Source organism: Pseudomonas sp. PDM18 (assembly GCF_014852585.1).
Lineage (GTDB): Bacteria > Pseudomonadota > Gammaproteobacteria > Pseudomonadales > Pseudomonadaceae > Pseudomonas.
The window spans coordinates 155,957-168,293 of record NZ_JACVBX010000014.1; the positions used below are offsets into that span (position 1 = coordinate 155,957).

The window sequence follows — 12,337 nt, forward strand, 5'->3', positions numbered from 1 at the left end:
CCGACAGCACAAGGGGCGTTACCGTTCCGCGCAGGGCACCGCCGGTCGCGTGACCGGTGAGTGCTACCAAAAACCCCAGGCCCCGATCCATGCGTATTTGCGACCTGCGAGGCGTCGCAATCCAGGCCTGCAAAAGCGGCATTCCCATGCCGCTTTCTTTTTTAATTGAACGGCCATTCAACCTAGGCACGGCATTTGCCTTGCTAATAGACAGAGAGAACAGAGGAACAGCCCGGGCTCAGCCCGAGGTGGACTCCCGAACAGAACAACAAGCATAAAAAACGCCTCCCGTGAGGCGACTGTGACTAGCGTGAGGTGATCGAATGAACGCGTTCAACCCCGGAGTTCCCCCGCAAAACCGAGCTCCGCAGTCCATCGGCTTCCTGCTGCTGGACAACTTCACCCTGATCTCCCTGGCCTCGGCGGTGGAACCGCTGCGCATGGCCAACCAGCTCTCCGGACGCGAACTCTACCGCTGGCACACCCTGAGCCTTGATGGCCGCCAGGTCTGGGCCAGCGACGGCCTGCAGATCACCCCCGACGCCGCCTGCGACAGCGCCCCGCAGATGGACACGCTGATCGTGGTCGGCGGCGTCGGCATCCAGCGCAGCGTCACCCGCGAACACACCACCTTCCTCCAGGCCCAGGCGCGCCTGGGTCGCAAGCTCGGCGCCGTATGCACCGGCAGCTGGGCCCTGGCCCGCGCCGGCCTGCTCGACGGCTACGACTGCTCGGTGCACTGGGAATGCCTGGCCGCCATGCAGGAAGCCTTCCCCCGCGTGGCCATGAGCACCCGGTTGTTCTCCATCGACCGTAACCGCTTCACCTCCTCCGGCGGCACCGCGCCGATGGACATGATGCTGCACCTGATCGGCCGCGAGCACGGTCGCGAACTCTCCGCGGCGATCTCCGAGATGTTCATCTACGAGCGCATCCGCAACGAACAGGACCACCAGCGCGTGCCGCTCAAGCACATGCTCGGCACCAACCAGCCCAAGCTGCAGGAAATCGTCGCGCTGATGGAAGCCAACCTCGAGGAGCCCATCGACCTCGACGAACTGGCCGTCTACGTCAACGTCTCGCGCCGCCAACTCGAGCGCCTGTTCCAGAAGTACCTGCACTGCTCGCCGTCGCGCTACTACCTCAAGCTGCGCCTGATCCGCGCGCGCCAGTTGCTCAAGCAGACCTCGATGTCGATCATCGAAGTCGCCTCGGTCTGCGGCTTCGTCTCCACCCCCCACTTCTCCAAGTGCTACCGCGAATACTTCGGCATCCCGCCGCGCGACGAGCGCCAGGGCCAGCCCATCGGCCAGCCGGTCATGGTCATGCCCATCCCACAGGATCTGGCCCTCATGCCAAACTCCTCGGCCATCTCGGCCCTCAGCCAGGCCCAGGGCGAATCCACCTTCGCCAGCGTGCGGGTGCTCTGACGCCCCTCTGGAGCAACACAAAGGGGAGGCCACCGGCCTCCCCTTTTTTATTACTGTGACGCATGACTCCCCATCATTCAGATTCGTCTGAATCGCAAAGCGCCGAGAATCTCGCAGTCTCCGAACGGTCGGCCCAAGCCGGCAAGCTTCGGAGCCACGAGACACATGGATACCGCCCTCGAATATCTGGCGCGGCGAACGCGGGAGCTGTACCGCACGGCCATCGAGCTGAACCGCTCGACGCTGACCGGCATCCAGCTGCTGCGCCAACTCGAACGCCTGCGCCCGGAAATCTTCGACGTCAGCCGCCAGCTCGGCGACCTCCTCGGCGAGCAGACCGACGCGCTCGCCCAGGCCCGGGCCGACAAGGCGCAAATGCTCATCCTCGCCCTCCACCGCCGGCTGCTCAGCGGCTACTGGCACCTGCTGCGCACCCGCCGCGCCGAGCGCAAGACCGCAGCACTGCTGATGCAACGCATGGTGCGCAGCCTCCAGGAAATCCACTTCAACTGCCTGCAGAACCAGCATCCGGCACCGCCCGGCCTGTGGCACCTGCTGCACCAGCTGTACGGGCGCGCCCTGCGGCTGGAAGTCCAGCACCTGCCCATCAGCGACGGCGAAGCCTTCGAGCAGCGCAGCCAGACCATCGCGGGTGGTTATCTGCATTGCCTGCTCATCGCGGGCTCCAGGCCTCTGGAGATTCCTGCTCAGAGCCTCCCGGCGCTGATCGAATCTACCCAGACATTCGCCTCCATCGTGCACATCCGGCCGGAACAGCCGGGCGACACCTGGCGGCTCGACCGAGAGAGCGACCGTCCCTTCCGCGATCCGGGCGCCGCGAGCAGCAGCAGCAGCAGCAGTGGCCTTGCCCTGAAGCTCGACGAACTGCTGGACATGCTCAAGCGCTTCGTTGCAGCCAGCAACGGCGACGCGGGTTTCGATCTCAACGCCCATCTGCTCGCCTGCTGGAGCACGGCAGAGGCGGCCCCGGGTCCCTGGCAGGTCTGCCGCGGCATCCCGGCCCTGCTCGCGCACCTCGGCGTCGCCGAGGGCACCGGCCTCGATGCCCGTCACTTCGAGCGCCAGCAACACGAGAGCGACGTCTGGTCCCACCACTCCAGTGGCCGCGGCGGGCTGGACGAGACGGTCGCGCATCAGGACGACATCGAGTTCAGCCGCCCCTCGCCCAAGCCCAGCGCACCAGCCACCCTGCAGTTGAAGCAGCCTCGTACCACCGGGCAGTACTTCAGCGGCAACTGGGATGACTCGCCGCCACCAATGGCCGGCGAATTGCTCGGCATCCGGCCATCTCCCCAGGAATCCTGGCGCCTGGCACAGGTGGAAAGCCTGCGCCTGCTCGGCGGCGACCGCTATGAACTGCGCGGCGCCTGGCTGTCCACGCAACCACGACCGTGCCGCCTCAGCCTGCGCAGCAAACTGCAGGAGAGTGCGCCTCGCCACGCGCTGCTGCTCCCCGACACGAACAACCTGCGCGTCGTCTGCCCGACACTCCCCCTCGACGCAGGGAGAAAAGTGACGGTAGAGGAACAAGGTCGACGCTACCTGGCCTTGCTAGGAGATCCGGTTGGCGACGCCTTCCCCCTCACCCCGCTGGAAGTGGCCGCCGACCTGCCCTGAGCAGCGCTCCGGCCCTAATCCGTCAATGCCAGGCCCAGTTCGAGTTCTGGTACAACCGCGTGCGCGCCCATCAGAACTTGAATGAGCGTGCGCCGAGGGAGGTATGGCGCGGGATTGATTTGTACCGACGAGGGTCGCAGCGGGCCGAATCATTAAAGCCGTGGGATGGATTCTCGGATCAGGTGCATTGCGTAGGCGCCATCGCCCAGGCGCTTCCAGGCCTTGTCGGCGTCGAAGCCGAGCTTGTCGAGCAGGTAGCCGGAGTTGAGGAACTTGCCCAGGTCGGTGAGGGCCGGGTTACTTTCGATGAGGTAGTTCGCGCCGGGATCGGTGGCGCGGATGAACAGGCCGTACTGGCCTTGCGGCAGGCGGAAGGTGTCGGCAGCGGTCGGGTCGACGGCGGCGAAGGGCACGCCGGTGTAGTCGACGGGGATGAAGCTGATCTGTTGGCTGCCGTCAGGGGCGGTGCGAGTGACGGTCTCCGATGCGCAGTCGTTGTATCGGGCCGAGCATGAACGGAGGGGGTTCGGGCGGTAGGGAGTTACAGCGGTAGAAACAATTAGCCCCGGCAGTGCCGAGGCTATTTATGTGCCTCGCTTTATGGCTTTGTATTCCACGGGGAACGCATTTGAGATAGCCCTTTCTCCAAATTTCCCGTTTCATAAAGCTCTTTGAAGATAACTTCTGCTACTGAGATGTCAGTGCAAACCATTCGAGAGTCGAACTCATCACCACCAAATTGAACTGGAAGACAGCGGTTCGGGCGGTAAATCGCAGGCAATAAAAACCCCAGCTCATTGGCTGGGGTTTTTATTTACATAGACCCTCGATATCGAGGGTCTTCCCGCATAATTCTTAGAACTTCAGACCAACCAAACAAAACTCCTGGAACACGAACCTCAGTAATAAGCCTTGCTCTCTCTGAAAGCGGAAAATCATCCATTGCCTTCTTGCAATAAGAATAAAACAGATTGAAGCAGCTCTCATCAACATAATCCAAGACGATGAAGCTTTGCCCCTGTTCATCAAGCGGTGTATAGATTGCTTTCAGACAACACTGCTCATCATCTTTGAACAGCTTCCTTGTAGCTTCAACAATACAGTCAAAGACCCCACCAGAAGCAGACCAGCCCGTACCATCGCCTATAGAAATATACATACCCATGGGTCACCTCAAAATAAGAATCTTACTCTGCTGCCCAGAAGTGAGATTCGTTATCCATGAATTGACCATGCTTTGGTTAGCAGGGGTTAAATTTCTATAGTCCAACGGAACAATATCAGCCTTCCCGATGTGATCGACAAGTTGCTTCTGATTTTGCGAAGCATTATTTGAGAAGAATTTATTTATCTGAGTCGACCTTGTGCTGTCAGTCCATAGTCTTTCCTGCATAAGGGCCATCAACAAATACGAAGTCGGGGGTTCTTCTGTCCTGGCACTGTCGGTGGATCAACCCTCTTTAAGGTTCCATCCAAGAACTTCTCCAACTGGACAGCCGCCTGACCTTCATGCAATGCAAGCTTTCCCTTGTCAAGATCAAGGCCTAACTCCTGAATCCTGCCTCTGTTGTTGGAGGCAATGGGATTGATTGCATTCAAGCCTGTATCGGAATCTTTAAATACAGGAGTTAGCTCGCGTCCAGCCGTCCCAGCCCCGTTTGCTTCCAGCTTATAAAGCTATGTCCAGAACTCCTTCCCGTCAAAATCTATCCATACCGCTCCGGCAGGGGCTTCAGTTAAAAACCAAAAGCCGAACCCATCAAGATCATCCTCGCCAGGATTGTCAGGCCATGCCTCCTTTAGAACAGCTAGCTGCTCTTGAATGCTGCCCTGAAGAAATACACCATCATTTGCCAGCTTCAGATGTCCCTCTGACAGGAGCCATTCAACAAGAGAAAAGAAAGTCTCAACTCGTTTTTTGTAATCGACAGAAACGCCGGACAACTCAACCGCCATATGCTGCCATATGACCTCCATTGAAAGCCCAAATGAGCTCTTCAACACGTTCTTATAAACCGACTCAATCACTTAAACTTAATCTCCACAGTTCGACCACCATTAATCGTTCAAGACGTTAGGATTTTAGTCGCCAGCGGAAAAATTATCCGAGCTGTTGCGCTGACCATTTGAGGCCAAGGTCCCCTTTTCACTTGTGCGGTCTCCTTTTCGCGCCTAAATTTCGCCTCTGCAAATTATCCAAAACGTCTGCTCAAATATTTCCTGTATCTCTCAGGAGATGAATCTATAAGCTGAGTAACATTCAGATGCTCGGCAGAATACTCATCAACAACTGCTTCAACAAAGTAGTACTGCTCTCCAGGCATGCTGCTCAACTCATTAACGCTAGCTCTTAATAGATCCGCCATCTCGTCAATAGAGACCTTATGCGAAACATAACGCGCCAACTCTTCGTATGCCGAGATATAAAGCTCATCATTAACAACACCTTCGACGCCATTAAACTCCTGAAGAATTTCAACAAGCTGCTCCGAGGAAAACAGCTGCAAGGAGAGAATCCACGAAATAAACTTTAAAAACGCCTCAGTACTGGAGAGCATTATCCAAATCCTTTATCAACTCGCGCGCATAATCAACATCTCTTTGGCTGTAGGGATACGAACCTGGAGGTTGATTGTCCGCATTTCTTACAAAATTATTCAACCGAGTCTGAACTTCTCGAGCTTTTTGCTCATGAGAAGCTTCAGATAGCAGGTCTCCTGTTTGCTTTTCGTACCTCAATGCGTCTGCTACTCCTCCATTACCCACCCGCGTACCGGTTTTGTCCTTTCCGAAGTAGGAGGTAAGTATCTTTTCCAACTGAGGACTATCGGCTTGCTTATACATAGGGCCGAAACCACCAGTGTAACCTTTTGAACTGACCTCACCTGCTCCCGCACCTGCCGCCCCAAATCTTAGGAATCTACCCAAAAAGCCCGCAATACCAAGGCCCAGCGCTTCACCGCCCATCGTCTCGGCCCAAGCCTTGATGAACTCATTGGCTGGTTGGGCGCCGTCAAAACCAACGCCTTGAGCCAGATCACGCTGGGCCTGAGCCATTTCTTCGGCAGTTGCTCCATTCTTGAGCATGTAGTCATTCAGGGAGCTAGCAGCCTGGCCGTAACTCATCACTCCAGGCGGAGTTCCTTCACCAAGAAAGTTGTTCTCAACCGCCGTCTTACCCGCCCCGGCCGCCGCCGCAACCCCAGCGCTATCCCCTGTCGCCAAGCCACCCGCCATCCCCGCGGCAAGCGTGGAAAGCGCCGAAACGATCTGTCGTTCGCTTTCTGTAAGATCGCTGGCGTTCTTGTTCGGGTAGAGGCTGGCGGCAATCAGCTCTCCCGTCGCAGCCCCCGCAGCACCCGCCACGCCGGAGTTGCCCTGAGCGTTGGCTACGATGGCCCCAAGCACCGCCTGGGCCATGATGCGGGCGGTGTCGTTATCGCCGGTCTGCTGCTTGATCAGTGTTGCCACATAGGGCGCTGAGGCACCGGCCACGGCCCCGCCAATATCTCCACCGGCCAGGTATTGCAGGGCGGCGGTGACGGCCTGGGCGGCTTTCTGGTATTCGCTGCCGGCGCCGTATTGGCGCATCACATCCTGATAAGCGGCGGTCGCTTCCAGTTGTTTCTGCGTGGGGTTGTCGATGCCCTGTTCTTTCAGTTCCTTGCGCCCGGCGTCCTTGGCGTTGATCTCGCCTTGAGTCCGGATGATGTCCATCGCCTGAGTGCCAATCTCGGCAATCAACTGCACTTCCTTCAGCCAGCGCTGTTCCTTCTCCTTGTCGAAGATCGGGCTGATGCTGCCGTTGGCGTGTTCGACGTCGCTGCTCAGGCCGGCGACGTCCTGTTGCTGGGCTTCGCCATTGCGGATTTCGATCGTGCCGGCGCTGATCGCCGAGCGGGTGGTACCGCTGTCGCTATCGCATCATTAGTTAGCGAAATATTTGATTCAAACTTCTCAACACATCCAAGACTATCTGTCTGATAGGTCTTTTGCCCGTCAACTTTGTAAGCCGTGCTTGGCTCCAGCTTATTAGCTCTTTCGTCCATGCGCCCTTGCCGCCAGAGCTTACTTCCACTTCCCGCAAAGTTTTCCCAGCCCCTTTTGCTACAATTTAACCAGCCAGAATAAACCTTTTCCAGTCCAGCAGAGCTTTCTCAAAATCATCAATATTCATATTTAAAAAGTACTCGTCGCCATACAGAGAGTATATTCTCGCAATATTACCACTCAATTTCACCCCCCAACTTTCACGACTCCAGTCCGAGTTTTCAACTGTTCCCCGCCTCACCAGCTCTACCTTAGATAATCCTTCATCCAGCCAACCTATGGTATTTGCATACTCTTGGCCGCCATGATCAGTGAGCACACATGCCAAAAGATCCACCCCTTCATCATTCAAAACATCCGATTGGCAGTATGGCTCTCGATTACCCCCATCGCCTTCCCAAAAAAATCTAATTTCCATCCAACCATTCCACCTATAGCTTTGGATAAACAGTGGTTTTAGGGATAAGGTAACCTTCCACTTTCACGCCGCTTGACGTCGTTCCGGTCCATTTATTTCCTACAACCGTCTTGTTCTGGCAAAAAAAGGGGACAGTTTTATTTTCGGTGCTCTAATCCTGACCCTGCATCTAGCTTTAGAGAAGAAAAATAAATCTGTCCCCTTTTTAGGTCCCCTTTCATTCTTCTATGTCCAAATTTCTGAGCCGTCGTCATATATCCAAACCAGCCCGCCCGGTATCCATGAAACACCATCTTTTCTAATCCAAAATAAATCCTCATTCATATCAGCAGCGTCGGGCCACGCAAGCTCAAAGGATTTTATCTGATCAGAAATTTCTCCCTCCAGAAAAACACCGCACGCCAATCTCGCCCGCCCCTCGCTCAATACTCGCGAAAGAACTTCCAAAAAACCTTCCTTGCGCTCTGTAAACGTAGCACCTTCTAACATACTGCAAACGCTCAGCCATAAAGCATCAATCGAAAGTCCATAGCTCCACTCAAGCACACTTTTATATTCATCATCAGTTATCGACATCGTCACTTAAATTTCACCTCAACTTTAGGAGCCTTGATCCCTGGCGCACCAATTATATCTATCGTCCACTTCGCCCCTGTTTCAGCGCCTGAGGAAGAGCCGCTACGAAGATTCAACTTAACTCCATCGCTTCGTACCAAAGTATACAACTCATGAAGCTGACCTCTAATCTCAATATTTTTTGGGACAGGCAACTCGCTCACACCTGCCAAGTTAGAGAAATAGCTTTTAACCATATCATCAGAAGCACCTATATACACTGGAGCATTTTTACTAACAACCGGATCTGCCCTTAAAACTACTCCATTAATACTCAGCGTAAAATCTTTAGGAAGGGTAGCTTTATCTGCAAATTGGCTGATTAGCTCACTCATACTTCTCTGGGACTTAATACTCCTCTCGGCCTCAGACAATGCTGAAAGATTTCCGCCGACCTTGGGCTGTAAGCCATTACTTGTTTCCAAGTACAGCTTTCCGTCAGCCGCCAATACTTCCGTGTTACCTGTCTTGGTATTGATTACCCTACGATAGCCATCTGGTAATCCTGCAGTCGCGGCAAATCCGGAGCCCGCTGTAGATCCTTCGCGATATCCGATTGGAAGCGTCGCGGCTGCATCTGCCCCTGCCGATACCTCCTTACCAATCAGGCCACCAAAGCCTCCCATACCTAGCGCAGTACCACCAGCCGTTGCCGCACCGAAGGGAACCTCGGCCCCCGCCAAACTCGCTTCAGTGCAGACAGCCGGGTTGGCTATACAGGCCATTAGCAGTTCCGGGCCTAGAGCCGCTGCTACCGGAGCCCCTACGCCCATTAGGACGGAAAGCATCACGCCATTCGCACCGCCGCCTTCTTCAAAGATTTTTTCGGCATATTTGGCGCGGCAACTTTCTGTCGACATACCACCGCAATTGCCGGCGGCGGCGAACTCTTCGACTTTTCTGTCTAGGTAGAGACGACTGCCTAGATCATTGTTTTCCACAGCTGTTTTGCCAGCTCCGGCGGCCGCGAAAGCACCGGCGCTATCGCCGCTAGCGAGGCCTCCGGCCATACCCGCAGCCAGAGTCGAAAGAGCAGATACGATCTGGCGTTCTTTTTCGGTGAGCTGGTCGTGAGGCTTGTTTGGGTAGAGCTGCTTAGCAATCAGCTCCCCCGTCGCAGCCCCCGCTGCACCAGCCATGCTGGAGTTGCCCTGAGCGTTGGCTACGATGGCACCAAGCACCGCCTGGGCCATGATGCGAGCGGTGTCGTTATCGCCGGTTTGGTCCTTGATCAGTTTCGCGATGTAGGGTGCCGAAGCGCCGGCCACTGCACCGCCGATGTCCCCTCCGGCCAGGTATTGCAGGGCGGCGGTGACGGCCTGGGCGGCTTTCTGGTATTCGCTGCCAGTGCCGTATTGGCGCATCACATCCTGATAAGCGGCGGTCGCTTCCAGTTGTTTCTGCGTGGGGTTGTCGATGCCCTGTTCTTTCAGTTCCTTGCGCCCGGCGTCCTTGGCGTTGATCTCGCCTTGAGTCCGGATGATGTCCATCGCCTGAGTGCCAATCTCGGCAATCAACTGCACTTCCTTCAGCCGGCGCTGTTCTTTCTCCTTGTCAAAGATCGGGCTGATGCTGCCGTTGGCGTGTTCGACGTCGCGGCTCAGGCTGGCCACGTCTTGCTGTTGGTTGGCACTGTCTCGAATGTCGATGGTGCCAGCGCTGATGGCCGAGCCGGTGGTGCCGCTGGCGCTGTCGCCGTGGTTGTAGGCGACGATCATGCCGCTGGGCATGTTGCTGATGAATTGGCCGCTGCCGTCGCTGGCGCTGCTGACGCTGACGCTCTGTTGCTGGCTCTTGTAGTCGGCCTTGTTCTCCAGGCTGCTCCAGCCCAGGGTGCCGGTGCTCAGGCGGTTCTTGTCGGCGTCGGCGGTGCTGGCGATGACGCTGCCGTCCAGTTGCGTGTGGTTGCCCACGGTGATCTGGAAGCCATCCTTGCCCGCGTATAGGCCGGTTTGCTCCTGCACGCTTTTGTAGTTGGAGTCGATCTTGCTCTGGCTGGCGCTGACGTTGGCGCTGCCGCCGCTACCGATGATGGCGACGCTGCCGCCGCCGCTGACGTTCTTCTGCTTGGCGTCGTAGTGGTCGCTGTCTTGCAGGCTATTCAGGGTCAGGTCGCGGCCGACGTTGGCGATGATCTGCTCGCCGTTGACCTGGGCCCCAATCAGGGAGGTATCGCGCCCGCTGACCAGCGAGACTTTGTTGCCGGCATCGAGGGTGGTTTCGGTCCAGGTGGTGCCGGTGCCGATTTCCTTGCCAGAGCCTTGGTTGGCATTGGCGAAGATGCTCAGGCCTACGCCGTTGTCCGCGCTGTAGCCCAGGCTGATGCCCACTGCGCCGCCGCTGATCTTGTTCTTGCCGTCGAGCTTCTGGGTGTTGGCGGCGGCTTCCAGGGTGATGTCGCGGTTGGCCGCCAGCAGCATGTCGTTGCCAGCCTTGAGCTGGCTGCCCTGGATGCGGATGTCGCCGTCCTGCCCCACTGCGCCGCTGCCGGTGGCGAGGATGTTGAGGTTGTTGCCGGCGCTCAGGCTGCTGCCCTGGCTGACGCTCTGCTGCTGGGTCTGCTGCGAGCTGGACTTCTGCGAGCCGAGCGAGGCGCTGATGCCGAAGAACTGGCTGACGCCGCCTTCTGCCGTGCCTTGCTGGGCTGCCTGCCAGGCTTGCACGCCGGTCAGGCCAGCCTTGATGCCTTGCAGGGCGGAGACGCGAGAGTCGTCTTCGCGCCTGGCTTCCTTGGCGGTCTGGTAGCCCGCGTCCATCGCGCTGCCGACGCTGCCGGACAGGGCCAAGGTCAGGCCGCTGCTCTTGCTCTTGTAGGTCTGCTCACTGTGGTTTTCGTTCTGCGCCGCCAGGATGCTGACGTTCTGCCCGTTAAGGTTGATGTCCTTGCCGGCGATGACGTCGGAGCCACGGATGGTGAGGTCTTTGCCGGCCTGGATGTCGACGTTGCCGAGCACGCTTCCGATGGTGCTGCCGCGGGTTTGCTCGGTGTGGTTGGTGTCGGTGGCCTTGCTGCTGGCCGAGCCGAGGGTGAAGCCGATGCCGCCGCTGCTCATCACGCCGGATTTCTTTTTCGATTCGGCGTGACGGGTGTCGGTGCTTTCGGTGGCGCCGTCGATCAGGACGTTGCGCCCGGCGAGCAGGCTGGTGCCGTTGGTGGAGGCGACGTCGCTGCCGCTGACACCGATGTCCTGGCCGGCGCGGATGGCTATCTTGTCGGCGCTGACCAGCGAGCCAGCCTGGGTGGTGTAAAGGCTGCTGTCTTCGGTTTTCTTCTCTGAGCTGGAAAGCAGCCCACTGCTGCGCTTGGTCTTGCTGAGCGAGTGGCTGTCCGTTTCGGCTGCCGACTGCAGATTCACGTCACGGGCCGCGTAGAGGTAAGCCTCGTTGCTGGCACTGATGGTGCTGGCGGTGAGGTTAAGGTCCTGCCCCGCCATCGCCAGCAGATCGCCACCGGAAACAAGTTCAGCGCTGGTTTGCCGGGTTTGCCCTGTCTGCTCCTGGGTTCGGCTGTTGCTTGTCTTGCTGCGCACCTCGACGTTGGCGCTGTCTTCGACGGAGCGCAGGTTGATGTCACGGCTGGCGCTGGCGGTCAGGTCGCCCTTGGCGCTGGCCTTGCTGCCGGTCACGTTCAGGTCACGCCCGGCATCAAGGGTCAGGCTGCCGCCCGCACTGAGGCTGGAGCCGTGGTTCTGCTCGACGGTGGTAGTGGTGACGTGATGGCCGCCTTTCTGCACGTCACGCAGGCGGCTGGCGTCGGTGACGGCTTCGAGGTTGATATCGCGGCCGGCGCTGACGTAGGCGTCGCCGCCGCTGCTGACGGCGCCGCGGTTGGTGATGTCGCGGGCGGCGTCCAGGCTCAGGTCGCTGCGGGCGGTGATGCTGGCGCCGGCGTCGAGGAAGCTCTTGTATTCGCTGCCGCCGATGCTGGCTGTGACGGCGGTGCGGTCGTTGACGATATCGCCGCGCAGGGCGGTGAGGTCGATCTGGTCGCCGCGGATCTGCCCGGCGAGGGCGTTGCGGATGCTGTCGCCGGCCAAGAGGCTGACGCGCTCACCGGCGTCGACCAGGCCGCCCTGGAGGATGCTGCCACCGGCCACGGCGTTGAGGTCGTGGCTGGCGCGCAGGGTGCCGACGTTGAGCAGGTCGCCACCGGCCATGAGGTTGAGGTCGCGACCCTGGATGAGGC

The 12,337-nt window shown here is 58.2% G+C and carries 12 protein-coding genes; 2 read left to right on the forward strand and 10 right to left on the reverse strand.

The window, feature by feature from the left end:
• Positions 1-323: 323 nt before the first annotated feature.
• Together IB274_RS24910 and IB274_RS24915 are read left to right on the forward strand one after the other, a co-directional pair.
• Positions 324-1,430: a GlxA family transcriptional regulator gene (locus tag IB274_RS24910; protein ID WP_024766695.1), complete on the forward strand. Its 1,107-nt coding sequence runs from the start codon at positions 324-326 to the stop codon at positions 1,428-1,430.
• Positions 1,431-1,595: 165 nt separating this feature from the next.
• Positions 1,596-3,068 (forward strand): hypothetical protein, encoded by a 1,473-nt coding sequence (locus IB274_RS24915; RefSeq protein WP_192435511.1) that lies wholly within the window; start codon positions 1,596-1,598, stop codon positions 3,066-3,068.
• Positions 3,069-3,220: 152 nt separating this feature from the next.
• Here the strand turns inward: IB274_RS24915 and IB274_RS24920 are convergent, their stop codons facing one another.
• From IB274_RS24920 to IB274_RS24960, 10 genes are all read right to left on the reverse strand, one after another.
• Positions 3,221-3,481, reverse strand: a complete 261-nt coding sequence (locus IB274_RS24920) for a hypothetical protein (RefSeq protein ID WP_192435512.1) — start codon at positions 3,479-3,481, stop codon at positions 3,221-3,223.
• 185 nt (positions 3,482-3,666) lie between these two features.
• Positions 3,667-3,849, reverse strand: a complete 183-nt coding sequence (locus IB274_RS30205) for a DUF6911 family protein (RefSeq protein ID WP_412548446.1) — start codon at positions 3,847-3,849, stop codon at positions 3,667-3,669.
• Positions 3,850-3,882: 33 nt separating this feature from the next.
• The gene (locus IB274_RS24925; protein ID WP_192435513.1) at positions 3,883-4,233 is read right to left on the reverse strand and encodes a hypothetical protein; all 351 of its coding nucleotides are present in this window, start codon (positions 4,231-4,233) and stop codon (positions 3,883-3,885) included.
• A gap of 3 nt (positions 4,234-4,236) precedes the next feature.
• Positions 4,237-4,470, reverse strand: coding sequence for a hypothetical protein (locus IB274_RS30210; RefSeq protein ID WP_192435514.1), 234 nt, complete (start codon positions 4,468-4,470; stop codon positions 4,237-4,239).
• Between the two features lie 275 nt (positions 4,471-4,745).
• Positions 4,746-5,096: a DUF596 domain-containing protein gene (locus IB274_RS24935; protein ID WP_318652921.1), complete on the reverse strand. Its 351-nt coding sequence runs from the start codon at positions 5,094-5,096 to the stop codon at positions 4,746-4,748.
• A gap of 164 nt (positions 5,097-5,260) precedes the next feature.
• On the reverse strand, positions 5,261-5,626 hold the full coding sequence (locus IB274_RS24940) for a hypothetical protein (protein WP_192435515.1): 366 nt from the start codon (positions 5,624-5,626) through the stop codon (positions 5,261-5,263).
• Positions 5,610-6,812, reverse strand: coding sequence for a VENN motif pre-toxin domain-containing protein (locus IB274_RS30000; RefSeq protein ID WP_318652922.1), 1,203 nt, complete (start codon positions 6,810-6,812; stop codon positions 5,610-5,612). Before IB274_RS30000 ends, IB274_RS24940 begins: the two co-directional genes overlap by 17 nt.
• 370 nt (positions 6,813-7,182) lie before the next feature.
• Entirely contained in the window at positions 7,183-7,536 is a 354-nt protein-coding gene (locus IB274_RS29750) for a hypothetical protein (protein ID WP_225615013.1), read from the reverse strand.
• 225 nt (positions 7,537-7,761) lie between these two features.
• A complete protein-coding gene (locus IB274_RS24955; RefSeq protein ID WP_412548449.1) occupies positions 7,762-8,112 on the reverse strand; it encodes a DUF596 domain-containing protein in 351 nt (116 codons plus the stop codon).
• A 2-nt stretch (positions 8,113-8,114) separates the two neighbouring features.
• Positions 8,115-12,188, reverse strand: coding sequence for a hemagglutinin repeat-containing protein (locus IB274_RS24960; RefSeq protein ID WP_318652923.1), 4,074 nt, complete (start codon positions 12,186-12,188; stop codon positions 8,115-8,117).
• Positions 12,189-12,337 lie beyond the last annotated feature (149 nt).